We start from the raw sequence: 15863 nt of genomic DNA, 5'->3' as shown, positions 1-15863 counted from the left end.
GTAAGCCTACTACTCAACGTTCTGGTTGCGGCGAGGACGCTTATTGGCCTGCAGCACCTTCTTACGCAGGCGCAGGCTCTTCGGGGTCACCTCGACCAGCTCGTCGTCGGCGATGAACTCAATGCACTGCTCCAGCGTGAGCTGCTTGTACGGCACCAGGCGCAGGGCGTCATCGGCCGAGCTGGCACGCATGTTGGTCAGCTTCTTTTCGCGGACCGCGTTGACGTCCAGATCGTTGTCGCGCGAGTTTTCGCCGACGATCATGCCCTCGTACACTTCCACGCCGTCGCCCAGGAACAGAACGCCGCGATCCTGCAGGCCGTTCAGGGCGTAGGTGGTGGTGGTGCCCGAGCGATCGCTGATCAGCGCGCCCGAAGGACGCTGCGGAATCTCACCCTGGTATGGGGTGTAACCGTCGAAGATGGAGTTCATGACGATGGTGCCGCGGGTCTCGGTCAGCATTTCGCTGCGCAGGCCGATCAGGCCGCGCGACGGAACCTTGAACTCCAGGCGGACACGGCCCTGGCCGTGCATCTTCACCATCTCGCCTTTTCTCGGTCCAAGCTTCTGGATCACCGTGCCGGAGAACTCTTCCGGAACGTCGATGGTCACGTACTCCACCGGCTCCATCAGGGCGCCGTCAATGCGCTTGGTGACGATCTGCGGACGCCCGACCATCAGCTCGTAGCCTTCGCGGCGCATCATTTCGATCAGAACGGCAAGCTGCAGTTCGCCACGGCCCAGCACCTTGAAGGTGTCCGGCGACTCGGTCTCTTCCACGCGGATGGAAACGTTGGTCAGCAGCTCACGGTCCAGGCGATCGCGCAGGTTACGGCTGGTGACGTACTGGCCTTCGCGGCCGGAGAACGGCGAGTTGTTGACCGAGAACTGGATGGCAATGGTCGGCTCGTCGATGACGATCTTCGGCAGCGGCTGCGGATTCTCGATGCCGGTGATGGTCTCACCGATGGTGATGCCTTCGACGCCGGCTACGGCGACGATGTCGCCGATGGTGGTCTGCTCGATGTCGGTGCGCTTCAGACCGTTGAAGCTGAAGAGCTTGGTGATCTTCACGGGCTTCAGGCTGCCGTCGATCTTGGCGACGTTGACCATGTCGCCGGTCTTCAGCGTGCCGTTGAAGACGCGGGCAATGCCCAGGCGGCCCAGGTAGTCGGAGTAGTCCAGGTTCGTCACCAGGATCTGCAGAGCGCCGTCGGCGTCGCCCTTGGCGGGCGGGATGGTCTTGATGACAGTCTCAAAGAGCGGCTTCAGGTCGGTGCCGGGCTCGGCCAGGTCCATGGTGGCGGTGCCCTGCTTGCCGTTGGTGTAGACGACCGGGAAGTCGAGCTGCGACTCGTCGGCATCCAGGTCGATGAACAGGTCATAGACCTCGTTCAGAACCTCCTGCGGACGGGCGTCGGGACGGTCGATCTTGTTGATTACAAGGATCGGAGGCAGACCGGCTTCGAGCGCTTTGCCCAGCACGTAGCGGGTCTGGGGCAGCGGGCCTTCCGAAGCGTCGACCAGCAGGACGACGCCGTCGACCATCTTCAGGGCGCGCTCTACCTCACCACCGAAGTCGGCGTGGCCCGGGGTATCGACGATGTTGATCTTCGAGTGGTCGGTGTACTGCACGGCCGTGTTCTTGGCCAGAATGGTGATGCCGCGCTCTTTTTCGAGCTCGTTGGAGTCCATCACGCGCTCGGCCACAGCCTCATTCGCGCGGAAGGTTCCGCTCTGGCGCAGCATGGCGTCAACCAGGGTGGTCTTGCCGTGATCTACGTGGGCGATGATGGCGATATTGCGGATGGTCTGCGCGGTCGTATTGCTCACTGTAAAGTGGGTCCTGTCTTAGAAAACTGAATGTGTGGGGAAATCGGCAGAATTTGCCGCCTCGGATAGTTTATCAGGACGGCGAGGCGGGGTGTACCGCCGCTCTTGCTTCCACTAATCTTTCCTTACACCCATGGAACCCCGCTTCACCGCCGACCCGCGCTCCGTTCCCGGAGACTTCTATGTCATTCAGAATGAATGCCTGGGCTGTGGCATTCCGCACAGCATCGCTCCGGACCTGGTGAACTGGGTCGACATCTCCCAGCCCCACTGCGGCTGGATCAAACAGCCCTCCAGCAAAAAAGAGATCAAGCAGGCCATCCAGATCCTGCAAAAGCAGGACTTCGGCTGCCACCGCTACGCCGGCGCCGACCCCAGCATTCTGAGAGCCGTCCCCGAGTGCTGCGACTACTTCGTCGACCCCAACGTCGCCGCCCCCGATTTCACCGCCAGCGCCACCGCCCAGGAAAACTGGCTCCGCCGCCTGTGGCGCAAGCTCACCGGACGGTAGGTTTCCGGGCTCAGAAATTCCACGCTCCCTTACTGCTCCCAGCCGTCCGCCTGCATCCCATCCGCCAGCACGCATACCAAAGAGCTGAGGATTTCCCCCATGTATCACCACATCAAGAAGCTGATGTACACCGTCAACATTGACACTCCGGACGTCCGCTTCGGCAGGATGCTGCTTGAGCAGTTCGGCGGAGCCAACGGAGAACTGGCGGCCGCCATGCAGTACACCATTCAGGGCTGGAACTGCGTCGACGACATTGCACGCCGCGACCTTTTGCTCGATATCGGCACCGAGGAACTAAGCCACCTTGAGGTGGTCGGCACCCTGATCCGCATGCATCTGCGCGACCTGAAGACCGATCGCGAGGCAGCGGAGGCCGATCCGCTGGTCACCATTGCCGGCGGCGGAGGTGTTGCCCTGTTCGATTCGATGGGCAATGCCTGGACAGCCAATTACCTGAAGATCACGGGCGAGATCGATGTCGACCTGCGCAGCAATATTGCGGCGGAGGCTCGGGCCAAGATTGTCTACGAACGGCTGATCGACCACACCGATGACCCCGGCACCATCGACACGCTGCAGTTCCTGATGACGCGCGAGATCACCCACCTGAAGTCGTTCACGGCTGCCCTGGAAAGCCTGGAGAAGAAGCCTTTCTCCATTGGCCGTCGGAAGCCGACACCGGTCATTGTGGATGAGTACTTCAACGGCTCCACAGGCGACGGCGACGAAGGCGAGACGGATATGCGCGGCCCGTGGCAGTCCAGCTTCGGACTGAAGCCGGTCGAGTCCGAGATGGCAGGCGGCGAAGGTCTCTCCGTCGACACTATCGATGGCGTCCTCGGCGGCGAAGACCGCGGCAAACAGGATGCTGGACACCCGACCAGCACCGCGCCCGCAAAAAAAGAGTTGATTGGTGTAGCGGAAGCAAAGGTGTAACAGACAACAAAAAGCCTGCTCACAGAGCAGGCTTTTTGTTGCGTTTCGAGTGGTTCTAGCGTGTGGAGTGGAAGTAGCGGCTGACGGTGGACACGAAGGTCCGTGCGCTGCGGGGAGCAGGCGTTCCGCCCTTCAGGATCTTCTCGTAGGAGTTGTCCCCGCCGCCGTACAGCAGGTTGGTATCGTCGGTATTTTGTGAGATCACTGCGCCGTTGAGGTCAATGCCGGCAAACAGGCCCTTGGCGCGCGAGTAGGTCAGCAGCTCGGCATTCAGCAGAATGTCTGTTGCTACCGCTGCATTGCGGCCCACCGGGCCGGCTGCCGCGGAGGCGTCTCCGCCGATCTTGAACTTCGAGTTCAGCAGGTGCTGGAACCCTTTTTCATTCACCGCGACCAGGACGAGGTCCGTGGCCTGGCCGCCGATCTGGAAGCCGAAGCTTCCGCCCGCCAGGCGGATAAACACCGGTGCGCTCCATTTGCCCTGGTTGCGGCAGGTCACAACGCCCTGTCCATAGGAGGCTCCGACGATGAAAGCGCCCTTCTTAACGCTGGGAATCACGGCAATGCAGTTTGCTTTGCTCACAATCGCATCCGGAATTCCGCCGTCGGGGACGGATTCAATCTCACGGACCACCCGAGCCGCCGCGGAAAGACGAGCGTTCAGCTCTGACGCATTCTGCGCATGCATGGGGGTTACGGCAATCGCATTCGCGCTTAAAACAAAGGCACAAGCCCAGATCTTAAAGTTCATAGAAAAACTCCTTACGGGACCGAAATCCAAAGGAGTCTCACGATTGAGAAATTCTTGACCTTGGCCTTACTCGTTTAGATGCGGCGGATGCGTCCGCAACCGTACAGCGTGCAACAGATTTCCTGGTTCCGGCTTATTTCGGTGCTTCCATCCCCTTGCCCAGGTCTTTCGTGCGGTCGTCCTTGAAGTCAGGGCCAAAGTGCGGCTCGTCCTTGGTGCCATTGATCTTGATGGGGATCTCCGCTCCGGCGCCATGCTTGGAGAAGAACGGGTCAGCGGGCTTCAGAAGCCAGCCCTTCCATCCGCTGACCATCTGGCTCAGGTGGGCCTTGGTGCGCACCTTGCCCACGAAGTCGAACTTGTTGCCGTCCGTGGAGTACTCGCCCAGCATCAGTACCTGCGCTCCGGCCATATCGTAACGCAGCGAAGGAATGTGGATGATGCCGTTCTTCAGCTGGAAGCGCCCCCTCATATCGCTGGAGACGTCGAAGTCGGCCGTTGCCTCGGCGTTGGCCTGCTTTGGTTTGCCCTGCGCGCGCATGCTCAGCGCGTCGATCTTCTCCTGGATCTTGTCCGAGGTGAAGTGCGCCCCGCGAATCTCAAAGCTGCCGTCGGCCAGCTCAATCTTCTTTGAGATATCCACGTCGCCCGGCGGAATATGCAGCTTGGTCTTCATGGTGAAGGCGCCGGTCATCAGCGGGGGAGAGGTCTTTACGCCCAGCCGCAGCATATCTTCAATGCGCGCCTTGGGCATTACCACCTCCAGGCGGATGTCCTTGCCCTTGGGGTCTTTGTTGTTGATCACGTGGCCGACGCAGACGAAGTAGCTCCTGGCCAGCCATGCCTCGACCGGCTGCAGCAGAACGTCGCCGTTGGTGCCGTCAATAATGGCGTGGAACTTGGTATGCAGCGGTACCGGGTGCTCGCTCACATCCAACCGGAAGTCCGGGGTGTCGGTCTCGCCGTCGGCGGTAATGTTGTCCAGGGACCCGCCAAAGCTGCCCTTGGACGACAGAATGCCCCCAATGCCCTTGGTCGTCCTCAGGTCAGCATTGTCAAAGCTATAGGTGCCGTCCAGCGGTGTGGCGCCGGGGTCAAAGACGTTCCATGGCCCAAAGTGACCCTTGGAGGCGATATCGCCCAGTGGTTTGGGATTAACCAGCGTGGCCGTGTAATCAAAGGGACGGTCTGCGCCTACATCCACCAGCACCAGGTGGGCAATGTCCCATTCCAGAGGCAGCTTGTCCGGCTTGTTGGTCTCCATCACCAGCGCGGCGTGGTCCACGACGATGCGGTCGACGACGATGGACTCCTTGGGCTTCTTCTTCGGCTCCGGAGGTGTGATTTTGCGGTCTTCCCTGGGCGGCTTGCGGATATGCAGGCCGGTCACATGCACCTCGCCCACATGGGTGGGCGACTTGCGCAGGTCATTCAGCGTAGTGCGGAAGCGGAACTCGTCGATGGCGAGCATGGGCTCGCTGCGCTGCTGGCCCTGGTCGTTTACCTGCATCAGGTACATGATGCGGAGGCCTTTGCCTTCCACACCCAGTCCCTTGGCGATGGTGACGTGAAACTCGTCCAGCTCGACCGGTGACTTGAAGCGGGCTGAAAGCGTGTCAATGATTCGCTGCCGCATGATGGGCTCGGCATTGCGGGCCAGCCACCAGGTGGCTCCGCCAAGCACGAGGAACACCGCAAGTGCGGTGATGCCCAGCCATTTGAAGACAACAAACTTTTTTGAGTGGCGCTTCTTAGGGGCCGTCTCCGCCGTGCCTGCAGTTACATCGCGTTCCAGATCGTCCACGAGCTTTTGTCCTTCTACGCGGGTTGGATGCAGCGCAATCCACAGTGGCTGCTCCCGTTGGCGTCAGATCAAAAAAGCCCTGCACCTGCGAAAATAGAAGCTGAATGCTTCAACTTGCTGCCGCCGGAAAACGATTCGGCCCAAAACTGCTGTTTGACGAAGCCAACTGGCTGATTACCGCCCGCGAGCGTACCGGGCTGGTGGGTGGCAATGGCACGGGAAAATCCACCCTGCTGAAGACCCTGGCCGGCATGGAAACCCTGGATTACGGTGCCCTGCACCGCACCAAGGGCATGACGCTGGGCTACCTGCCGCAGGATGGACTGCACCTGACCGGAAAGACCGTCTTCAACGAGTGCCTGACCGTCTTCCAGTCGCAGCGGGAGATGGAAGCCGAGCTCGAGACCCTCACCAAATCCATGTCCGAGCTGGACCCTGCCGGCAGCGAGTATGCCGAGGTGGCCTCGCGCTTCTCTGAGATCAACGACATTCTGCACACCACCGATGCCTATTCCCTGGACGCGCAGGTGGGTGCGGTGCTGGGCGGCCTGGGCTTCAGCAAGACCGACTGGGCGCGTGACACCAGCGAGTTTTCCGGTGGCTGGCAGATGCGCATCGCCCTGGCAAAATTACTTCTTCAGAGGCCCTCACTGCTGCTGCTGGACGAGCCGACGAACCATCTTGACCTCGAATCCCGCAACTGGCTGGAAAACTATCTGAAGGGCTACCCGCACGGCTTTATCCTCATCTCGCACGACCGGTATTTCCTGGATGTCACCGTCGAAAAGATTGTGGAGGTGTGGAACAAGCGGCTGCACTTCTTTACCGGCGGGTATGAGAAGTACGTGCAGCAGAAGGCCGAGCGCAAGCAGCAGCTTGAGGCTGCCTACAAAAATCAGCGCGACCACATTGAGCAGCTTGAGGCGTTTATCGGCCGCTTCCGCTACCAGGCCACCAAGGCCAAGCAGGTGCAGTCGCGTATCAAGGAACTGGACAAGATCGAGCGGATCGAGATTCCCGAGGAGGAGTCGACCATCCACTTCACCTTCCCGCAGCCGCCGCAGTCCGGTCGCACGGTGTTGGAGGCCAACGGCGTCTCGAAGGCGTACGGGGCCAAGCAGGTGCTGGACAATGTGAGCTTCACCATCGACCGTGGCGACCGCATTGCGCTGGTGGGAGCCAACGGCGCGGGTAAATCCACGCTCATCCGCCTGCTGTCGCAGCTTGAGCCGCCGACCTCCGGCGAGATCAAGCTGGGCCACAACGTCGCTGCCGACTACTTTGCGCAGGACCAGTACAAGGTGCTGAACCCTGCGTCCAAAATGCTGGAAGATATCTCCGCCTCCGCTCCGAAGATTCCGGATGCCGACCTGCGCGGATTGCTGGGATGTTTTCTGTTCAGCGGAGACGATGTCTTCAAGCTGCTGGGCGTGCTCTCCGGCGGGGAGCGCAACCGCTACGCGCTGGCCAAGATGCTGGTGTCGCCGGCGAACTTTCTGCTGATGGACGAGCCGACGAATCACCTGGACCTGCGCGCCAAGGATGTATTGCTGGAGGCGATCCGCAGCTTTACGGGAACAGTGGTCTTCGTCTCGCACGACCGCTACTTTATTGACAATCTGGCAACCCGTGTCTTTGAGGTAGAGGGCGGTCACGTCCACGTCTACCCCGGCAACTACGAGGATTACCTGCGCCGCAAGGACGGGCAGGCTTCCGAGGAATCTGCTCAGAATGGGGTGTCCCACCCTCGCAACGCCAGGGTGGGTTCGGCACCACCCACCCCCACCCAACCGCAGGCCAACCAGCCATCCAGCACACCCTCCAACCAGCCAACCGGAGCGAAGCGCCTTAACCCCATCAAGCTGAAACAGCTTGAAGACCGTCTGGCGACGCTGGAAGAGGAGATTCCGCGCACGGAATCCGCGATTACGACGACGGAGACCGGGCTGGGCAACTTTGTCTCGGCAGAGGAGACGCAGCGCCAGACGGTGCTGCTGGCGCAGCTACGAGAGCAGCTGCAATCCCTCATGCAAGAATGGGAAGAGCTCTCTTTGACCTTAGAAACACAGGCATAATCAATGGCTTCGTTGTGGCAACCGAAGAACTGGAGCGAGCGTCTGGCCGAGATCGAGGCACAGACGGGCGATCTGAAAGAAGCGCCTCTGCGGCGCGATGTGCGCTCGCTGGGCAAGCTGCTGGGCGATGTACTGCGCGAGCAGGTGGGCGATGAACTGTTCCAACTGGTGGAGACGCTGCGTCTCTCCGCGATTGCACGCCGCGAGGCTGACGGCAAAGGCGACGCCGCGCTGGCCAACAGCGATCTGCAGAAGACGATTCTCGCCATCCACTCGCTCGACGAGAAGCAGGCCTACCAGCTTGCACGCGCCTTCGCGTTCTACTTTGAGCTGATCAACCTGGCGGAGACCAACCATCGCAAGCGCCGCCGCGTGGCGCATGAGCTGAACCCGGCCGGCATTCCGCAGCGCGGATCGCTGCGCGGTACCCTGCGCCGCATGAAGCAGGTGGGCTACACCGCAGAGCAGGCGTACGAGTTCCTGGGCAAGCTGCGCGTGACCCCGGTCTTCACCGCGCACCCCACTGAGGTGGCACGCCGTCTGGTCATGTTCAAGCAGCGCCGCATCAGCTACATCCTGTGGCGGCTTGACCGCATCCCCACCGCGCCGGAGCGCCTGGAAGCCCTGGAGCGCGAGCTCACCGCCGAGATTACCGGCCTATGGCAGACCAACGACTTCCGCACCGAGCGTCCCTCGGTCCGCGACGAAATCCGTATCGGCCTGGACTACTACGAGGCCTCGCTCTTCGCCACGCTGCCGCGCCTGTACAACGAGATCTCCGGAGCCCTGGCATCGGAGTACGGCTTGAAGCCTGCTCCTGCCGACCTTCCCATCGTGGTCGATTACGGCTCGTGGATCGGCGGCGACCGCGACGGCAATCCCTATGTCACGCCGGACGTCACCCGCGAAGCCATCACCATGGCCAGCAATCTGCTGCTGAAGCACTACGGCGGCCGGTTGCAGAACCTGTTTGAACAGCTTGGCAGCAGCACGCAGCAGGCTCCTGTTTCAAAGCCGCTGTCTGACCTGTTGGCCGGCTACGTAGCCCAGTTCCACGACGCCGAACATGCCTCACTGGAGCAGCGTTTTGCCCTGGAGCCGGTGCGTCTGCTGGTCATCTGCATCATGATCCGCCTCGGCGCTTCGCCGCGCTCGAGCGTGCCCTTCTCCGGTCTGCCGGTGCTGCCGCCGTACACCAGCGTGACCGAGTTCCAGAACGACCTCTGCGTTCTGCGCACCAGCCTGATGGAGAACCGCGGCTCGCGCCTTGCGGAGATGCTGCTGGATCCGCTGCTGCTGGAGGTCCGCACCTATGGCCTGCACCTGCATACGCTCGACATCCGCCAGCATGCGCGTGTTCACGCCGCTGCCGTGGCGGAGCTTGCCGACGTTCAGCGCGTCACAGACGGTGCTCTGCCAAAGGAACTCTCGCCGCAGACGCTGGAGCTGATTGACACCGTTCGCGCCGTTGCGGAGATCAAGCGCAAGTCGCCGCGTGCCATTCGCCAGTACGTCATCAGCGGAGCCACGGAGAAGGAAGATCTTCTGCGCGTCATCTGGCTGGCCCGCATGGGCGGCGTGGTGGTGGAAGGCCGCGAAGGCGATCCGGGGTTGAAGCCGGTGCCGCTGTTCGAATCGATTGAAGACCTGCAGAACGCACCGCGCATCTGCCGCGACGTGTGGACCAGCGAGGCCTACAAGCCCCTGCTGGAGAGCTGGAAGTACGAGCAGGAGATCATGCTCGGGTACTCCGACTCGAACAAAGACGGCGGCATGATTACCTCCACCTGGGAGATCTATAAGGCACACCGTGCGCTGCACGAAGTGGCCCGCGAGTGCGGCGTGAAGCTGCGCCTCTTCCATGGCCGCGGAGGCACGGTTGGCCGCGGTGGCGGACCAACGCACCGCGCACTGTACGCGCAGCCGTTCGACGGCTTCAACGGCCACTTCCGCATCACCGAACAGGGCGAGGTGATGAACTGGAAGTACTCGGACGTGGTTCTGGCCGAGCGCAACCTTGAGCTGATGCTGGCTGCCTCGCTGGACGCCCTGGCGCGGCCGGACGCAAAGCAGCAGTGCGACTCCTGCCTGACCGGGATCCTGACTCCGGAATGGGAAGAGGCGCTCAACGAACTGAGCGAAACCTCCTACGGCTTCTATCGCAAGAGCATTGTCGAAGACCCCGAGGTCTTCACCTACTTCGAACAGGCAACGCCCGTCGTTGAGCTCGAACACGCCAAGATCGGCTCACGCCCGGCACGCCGCAGCGGCAAGCGCAACTTCGCCGACCTGCGTGCGATTCCATGGGTCTTCGGCTGGATGCAGAGCCGTCACCTGGTTCCGGCGTGGTTCGGTGTTGGCCATGCGCTCGCGACCTTCGCGGAGAAGGGACCGGAGTCGCTCGCCTTGCTGCAGCAGATGATGAAGGAGTTTCCGCTCTTTATTGACATGATGCGCAACGTGGAGATGGCGCTGGTCAAGAGCGACTTCGGCATCGCCCGCATGTACGCCGGCCTGGTGAAGGACGAAGCCCTGCGTGAGCGCGTCTGGTCCAAGCTGCTGGCTGAGTTTGAACGCACGAAGAAGATGGTGCTGGCGGTAACCGGGCAGACCGAACTTCTGGCAACGAACCCCGTGCTGGCTCGTTCGGTTCGTCTGCGCAATCCGTATGTCGACCCCATGAGCCTGATCCAGGTGGAATTGATGCGCCGCAAGCGCGATACCGGGGAAACGGAAGAGTTGAATCGCGCTATCACGGCGACCATCAACGGCATCTCCGCCGGTCTGCGCAACACTGGCTGATACCTGCAGAAAAGCAAAGCAGAAGGCCCGCGCTTTGCGGGCCTTCTGTCGTTTTAGTCGCGTGATTTTCCGGTCCTGCCCTGGTACTCCGGCGCATGCATCTGTGCATTCTTATGCTCTGCCTTGCCATTGCCCGCACCGGCAATGCTCTGCGGGGTCATCGGTTGCATGCCATCGGTTCCGGTATGCGCTGCATAGCTGCGGTTATGGGTGGATTCCATTTTGGCGGGGCGTTGTTTGGGAGAGTGGGGCTGTTTGCTGCTCATACTGCCTCCTGCTTCGGTAACGGGCTGAGCCTGTCAGGCGGCCTCTGCGCGCTCGTCTGTGAGGGGTGGCGCCTTGGTGACTGTGTCACCGAAGTTCTGTGCAGGGCCAGAATCATACTCCCTGCCGCTGCCGTTGTCGCCTTTCATGCGTTCCTGTTCGAAGAGTTGCCAGCCCTGTTCGTGGGCATGCTCCCCGGCCAGGCCGCGCGTGCGTTCGGTGAAGCCGAGGGGTTCCGTGTGCATTGTCTCTGCCATCGTTCGTCACCTCCTTGCAGCGATGTGGGATGAGCCTTCCCGGGGAGAGGATGCCCGGTATCCCGTGTTTCCTCGGGGCAATCTGAAAGCCGTAAAATGAAGCCCATGGACTGGAAGAGCAAGCGCGTGACCGCACTTCTTGAGGCCGCGCTGGTGGAAGACCGCGCGACCGAAGATGAGACAACCCGGCTGACCATTGACCCCTCGCTGCGCGCCTCGGCATCGATCCTCGCCAAGGAGGACTGTGTTGTCTCCGGTCTGGGCTGCATTCCGGCGTTTCTTGAGATCTTTGCGCGCCTCAGTAAAAAGCCCGTCGGCCGCTTTGAGGTCATCAGCCACTCGGAGATCTTCGATGGCGTGCGCGTCAAGAAAGGCCAGGCGCTGGCTGTCATTCGCCACAATGCTGCCTCCATCCTCTCCTGTGAACGCGTCATCCTGAACCTGATGCAGCGCATGAGCGGCGTCGCCACGCTCACCTCGCAGTATGTGCGCGAGGTGCAGGGAACCAAGGTTAAGGTGCTGGACACGCGCAAGACGCTGCCCGGCATGCGCATGCTGGACAAGTACGCCGTCGCCTGCGGAGGAGGCACCAATCACCGGCAGGACCTGCATGACGGCATCATGATCAAGAACAACCACATCTCGCTGGGCGGCGGCATTCCCACCGTGCTGGCCAAGGCGCTGAAAGACCGTCGCGGCAGCCAGAAGGTGCAGGTGGAGGTCCGCAGCTTTGCCGAGCTGGACCAGGCCCTGGAAGGCGGAGCCGAGTCGCTTCTGCTGGACAACATGACGCCCTCCGAGGTCGCAAAGGCAGTCAAGATTATCCGCAAAAAAACTCCCGGAATTCCCATTGAAGCCAGCGGAAACATGAACCTGAAGACCATTCGCAGCTACGCGAAGACAGGTGTCGACTTCATCAGCGTGGGGGCTTTGACCCACTCCGCCGTGGCCGTAGACCTGAGCATGAAGATCACCGCGGACGTGTACTGATGTACGACCTGGCCGCGCTGGAGACGGCGCTTCGCGGATCGATCTTCGACGACAAGCTGGATTACTTCGCGACGATCGATTCGACGAACACCCATGCGTTGGCGCAGGCGCACGAAGGCGCTCCGCATGGCAGCGTGTACCTTGCGGGCGAGCAGACCGCCGGCCGCGGACGCGGCGGCCACCAATGGCACTCGCGTCCGGAAGACGGCATCTATGTCAGCATCCTGGTGCGGCCTCAGCTGCCGGCAGACCGCTCGCTTTGGCTTTCTCTGATTGCAGGCATGGCGGTGAAAACGGCGGTCGCGCAGGCGGCAAAGCTGGAAGCCGATATTCGTTGGCCCAACGATGTGTTGATCGGCGGGAAAAAGTGCGCGGGCATTCTGGTGGAGTCGGCCTTCGCCGGCAACGCCATGCGCCATGCCGTCATTGGAATCGGTCTGAACCTGAATCACGAAAATTTTCCGGAACCTCTTTCGGAAACAGCCACTTCGCTGCGGCTGGCCTCGGGTCATCTGCAGCTGCGGGAGCATGTACTGCTCAACCTGTTGACCGCGCTCGAGCAGGAACTGGCTGCGCTAAACAGCGGCGACGATGTGCTGGCACGCTTCACCGGGGCATCCACCTGGGTGCAGGGAAAGCCGGTCAGCGTGGCCGAGGAAGAGGGCTATACTGGGGTGACGTGCGGTCTGAATCCGCAGGGTTTTCTCCAGGTTGAGACAGCGCATGGCGTGCGCACGGTCCGCTCCGGCGGCGTACGACCCAGCGAACTATAAGAAGGAAAAGAGGCTGAGAGAGCGCAATGCTACTGGCACTCGATGTAGGTAACACCAACATTGTGCTGGGTGTGTATGACCGCCCGGCGGCTGCTGACCAGCCCTCACAACTCATCGCCGACTGGCGCATTACCACCATCCATCACCGCACGACGGACGAGATGAGCGTGCTGTTGCGCGCCCTGTTCGCCCTGCGCGGATTGAAGGTGGAGGATGTGACCGGCATTGCTATCTCCTCCGTTGTCCCTCCCGTGGACCAGGTGTTGCGCAAGGTCTGCGAGACGCTTTTCAAGCTGCGTCCGCTCTTTGTGGAGCCCGGCATCCGCACCGGCCTTGCCGTGCTGGTCGACCATCCCACAGAGGTTGGCGCGGACCGTATCGTCAACTGTGTCTCCGCGTTTGAGCGCTACGGTGGCCCCTGCATCGTGGTGGACATGGGTACGGCCACCACCTTCGACGTCATCTCCGCCAAGGGCGAGTTCCTCGGCGGCGCTATCGCTCCGGGCCTGGGGATCAGTGCCGATGCACTGTTCAACCTGGCCGCGCGCCTGTCGCGTGTGGAGATTCGCAAGCCGGCGAAGATCATCGGCACAAACACGACGGACAACATCCAGATCGGCCTCTACTACGGCTACATCGGCCTGGTCGATGGCATCCTGGAGCGCATGATCGCGGAACTTGGCGGCGAGGTGAAGACCGTCGTCACTGGTGGCCTGGGCAAGCTGATCTCCGGAGGATCGCGCTACCTGCATACCGTCGATGAGATGCTGACGCTCGAAGGCCTGCGCATCATCTATGACCGCAACCAGGAGCGCCGCCGCCGCCAGGGCGAGATTGTGAAGCCGCAGGCGTAGCTGTGCTGAATTACTTTAATTACTTCACTGAGATTGAGCAGCGTTTTCAGCAGCGGCGAGGATCGCTTCTGATGCTGTCGACGCTGGACTGGGCGCTGATTGAAAGCTGGCGCGAGGCCGGAATTCCCCTGGAAGCCGTGTTACGCGGGATCGACGATGCCTTCGACAAGTACGACGAGCGCCAGCGGAAGTCTCCACGCGGTGTACGCAAGGTCAACGGCCTGGCCTGGTGCGCGCAATCGATCATGGAAGTTACCGAGCAGATGAAAGAAGCTGCCATCGGCGCCGCTCCGCAGCTGAAGGAAGAGCAGGATTCGGGCTTCGAAGGCGAAGCGGTGGCGCGCTATCTTGAATCGAACGCAGCGATTCTTGAACAGGCGAAACTCACCGCACCTGCCGATGCCGTCTCGGTGGAGGTCGCAACCCGTCTGCGAACGTTGGCGGCAGAGTTGCGAGTGGAACAGAAGGCCGACATGGAAGGTCTGGATCGCACGTTGACCGTGCTCGAAGAGAAGCTCTTCGCCGGACTGATGACCGCCGCGCCCGAGGCTGAGATGACCGCTCTGCGCGAACAGGCCGCGCGCGAGCTTGCACCCTACCGCAGCCGTATGCAGTCCATGCAGATTCGCCAGGTGGAGCAGCAGTTCCTGCAAAAGCGCATGCTGGAAGCCCGCAATATTCCACGCCTCTCGCTCTTCTACATGACCCACGACCTATGAAGCTCCGCATCGACAAAGCGATCTACGGCGGCAACGGCCTGGCCCGCATGACCGAAGGCGAGCAGGCAGGCAAAGCTGTCTTTGTGCCCTTCGTGCTTCCCGGGGAAGTGGTGGAGGCCCACGTCCGCGCCTCGAAGAAGGGCTTTGCGGAGGCTGCGCTGCTCTCTGTTCCTGAGCCCTCGCAGGATCGCATCGAAGCGCGTTGCAAACACTTTACCTTTTGTGGCGGATGCCAGTATCAGCACGCGACGTATGATGCGCAGCTTGCCATGAAACGCGGCATCCTGGAGGAGACCATGCAGCGCGCGGGTGTTCGCGATCTGCCCACCATCCAGGTGCATGCGGCGGAGCCATGGGGATATCGCAACCGCATCCGCCTGCGTGTTGAAGCGAATCGCATCGGCTACAACCGCCGCGCCTCGCATGCCTTTCTACCTGTCGAAGAGTGCCCCATCGCCGCGCCGTTGTTGTGGCAGGCGGTGCAGGCATTGACGGAGCTTCCGCTGGAAGGCGTGGCCGAGGTGGAGTTCTTCACTGATGCCCATGAAAGCAAGTTGCAACTCACTGTACTTGCGGAGAAGCATCTCTCGCAGAAAAGACTGACGCGGCTTTGCGAAATGTTGCAGCAGCGTATTCCGCAGCTTGCCGGGGCAAGCGTCGTGCAGGCTGACCCGCGTCAGCGTGGGCATCGCGGCCAGCCGGATGAGTCCGTGGAAGGCCACGTGGCGGCGCACTGGGGAGAAGCCTCGCTGCCGTATCTCGCCTCCGGGCAAACCTATCGCGTGCAGGCTGGCGGCTTCTTCCAGGTGAACCGTTTCCTCATCGACACCATGGTGCGGATCGTCACCGCGAACCACAGTGGCGAGCGCGCATGGGATCTCTACGCCGGTGCGGGCCTCTTCACTGCCGCCTTGATGAAGAACTTCGCGCAGGTCACCGCGGTGGAGATCGGCGAGGCCAGCTTCCGCGAGCTCGCCGCGCTCACCACGCCGCCGCATCGCGCGATGCGCGCCACCACGGCGGAGTTCCTCAAGCGCGGCAAACTGGAAGCACCAGACCTCATCGTTGTCGATCCCCCACGCGCCGGCCTCGGAACGGAGGTCGTCGAACGGCTCATCGCGATCAGCGTCCCGCGGATTGTCTCTGTCTCGTGCGATCCCGCGACCTTCTCGCGCGATGCGGCCGGACTGCTACAATCCGGCTACACGCTGGCTGAGCTTCATCTCGTGGACATGTTTCCTCAAACCTTCCATCTCGAAACCGTAGCCGTCTTCACGCGATAGCCGCGCCA

Annotated in this window: 14 protein-coding genes; 9 read left to right on the top strand and 5 right to left on the bottom strand. The window is 61.6% G+C overall.

Going from position 1 to position 15863, the window contains the following annotated elements; translation table 11 throughout:
• Positions 1 to 9: 9 nt before the first annotated feature.
• Positions 10 to 1833: a translational GTPase TypA gene (gene typA, locus OHL13_RS12115; protein ID WP_263410381.1), complete on the bottom strand. Its 1824-nt coding sequence runs from the start codon at positions 1831 to 1833 to the stop codon at positions 10 to 12.
• A gap of 133 nt (positions 1834 to 1966) precedes the next feature.
• On the opposite strand from typA, the gene OHL13_RS12110 reads away from it, so the two are divergent.
• Positions 1967 to 2344, top strand: coding sequence for a hypothetical protein (locus OHL13_RS12110; RefSeq protein ID WP_263410380.1), 378 nt, complete (start codon positions 1967 to 1969; stop codon positions 2342 to 2344).
• 99 nt (positions 2345 to 2443) lie between these two features.
• Positions 2444 to 3283, top strand: coding sequence for a manganese catalase family protein (locus OHL13_RS12105; RefSeq protein WP_263410379.1), 840 nt, complete (start codon positions 2444 to 2446; stop codon positions 3281 to 3283).
• A gap of 55 nt (positions 3284 to 3338) precedes the next feature.
• On the opposite strand, the gene OHL13_RS12100 is transcribed toward OHL13_RS12105, so the two are convergent.
• Positions 3339 to 4034 carry a lipid-binding SYLF domain-containing protein gene (locus OHL13_RS12100; RefSeq protein WP_263410378.1) on the bottom strand — a complete coding sequence of 232 codons (696 nt, stop codon included), beginning with the start codon at positions 4032 to 4034 and terminating at the stop codon, positions 3339 to 3341.
• A gap of 133 nt (positions 4035 to 4167) precedes the next feature.
• Positions 4168 to 5838 carry a hypothetical protein gene (locus OHL13_RS12095; RefSeq protein WP_263410377.1) on the bottom strand — a complete coding sequence of 557 codons (1671 nt, stop codon included), beginning with the start codon at positions 5836 to 5838 and terminating at the stop codon, positions 4168 to 4170.
• A 104-nt stretch (positions 5839 to 5942) separates the two neighbouring features.
• Between OHL13_RS12095 and abc-f the strand changes: the two genes are divergently transcribed.
• Positions 5943 to 7913: a ribosomal protection-like ABC-F family protein gene (abc-f, locus tag OHL13_RS12090; RefSeq protein WP_263410376.1), complete on the top strand. Its 1971-nt coding sequence runs from the start codon at positions 5943 to 5945 to the stop codon at positions 7911 to 7913.
• A 3-nt stretch (positions 7914 to 7916) separates the two neighbouring features.
• The gene (gene ppc / locus OHL13_RS12085) at positions 7917 to 10715 is read left to right on the top strand and encodes a phosphoenolpyruvate carboxylase (RefSeq protein ID WP_263410375.1); all 2799 of its coding nucleotides are present in this window, start codon (positions 7917 to 7919) and stop codon (positions 10713 to 10715) included.
• A gap of 53 nt (positions 10716 to 10768) precedes the next feature.
• Here the strand turns inward: ppc and OHL13_RS12080 are convergent, their stop codons facing one another.
• Positions 10769 to 10981, bottom strand: a complete 213-nt coding sequence (locus tag OHL13_RS12080; protein ID WP_263410374.1) for a hypothetical protein — start codon at positions 10979 to 10981, stop codon at positions 10769 to 10771.
• Positions 10982 to 11014: 33 nt separating this feature from the next.
• Entirely contained in the window at positions 11015 to 11236 is a 222-nt protein-coding gene (locus tag OHL13_RS12075) for a hypothetical protein (RefSeq protein ID WP_263410373.1), read from the bottom strand.
• A 96-nt stretch (positions 11237 to 11332) separates the two neighbouring features.
• On the opposite strand from OHL13_RS12075, the gene nadC reads away from it, so the two are divergent.
• From nadC to rlmD, 5 genes are read left to right on the top strand one after another with little or no spacing between them, the layout of a single operon-like run.
• On the top strand, positions 11333 to 12226 hold the full coding sequence (gene nadC, locus OHL13_RS12070; RefSeq protein ID WP_317889924.1) for a carboxylating nicotinate-nucleotide diphosphorylase: 894 nt from the start codon (positions 11333 to 11335) through the stop codon (positions 12224 to 12226).
• Positions 12226 to 12999, top strand: a complete 774-nt coding sequence (locus OHL13_RS12065; RefSeq protein ID WP_263410372.1) for a biotin--[acetyl-CoA-carboxylase] ligase — start codon at positions 12226 to 12228, stop codon at positions 12997 to 12999. The genes nadC and OHL13_RS12065 overlap by 1 nt, the downstream gene beginning before the upstream one ends.
• Positions 13000 to 13025: 26 nt before the next feature.
• Positions 13026 to 13853, top strand: a complete 828-nt coding sequence (locus OHL13_RS12060; protein WP_263410371.1) for a type III pantothenate kinase — start codon at positions 13026 to 13028, stop codon at positions 13851 to 13853.
• 2 nt (positions 13854 to 13855) lie between these two features.
• Positions 13856 to 14572: a hypothetical protein gene (locus tag OHL13_RS12055; RefSeq protein ID WP_263410370.1), complete on the top strand. Its 717-nt coding sequence runs from the start codon at positions 13856 to 13858 to the stop codon at positions 14570 to 14572.
• Complete coding sequence (gene rlmD / locus OHL13_RS12050) at positions 14569 to 15855, top strand: 23S rRNA (uracil(1939)-C(5))-methyltransferase RlmD (protein WP_263410369.1); 1287 nt, start codon at positions 14569 to 14571, stop codon at positions 15853 to 15855. Before OHL13_RS12055 ends, rlmD begins: the two co-directional genes overlap by 4 nt.
• Positions 15856 to 15863 lie beyond the last annotated feature (8 nt).

The organism is Terriglobus tenax (genome assembly GCF_025685395.1).
Lineage (GTDB): Bacteria > Acidobacteriota > Terriglobia > Terriglobales > Acidobacteriaceae > Terriglobus > Terriglobus tenax.
Note: the sequence above shows the minus strand (reverse complement) of the source record. Positions and strands in the feature narration are given on the sequence as shown.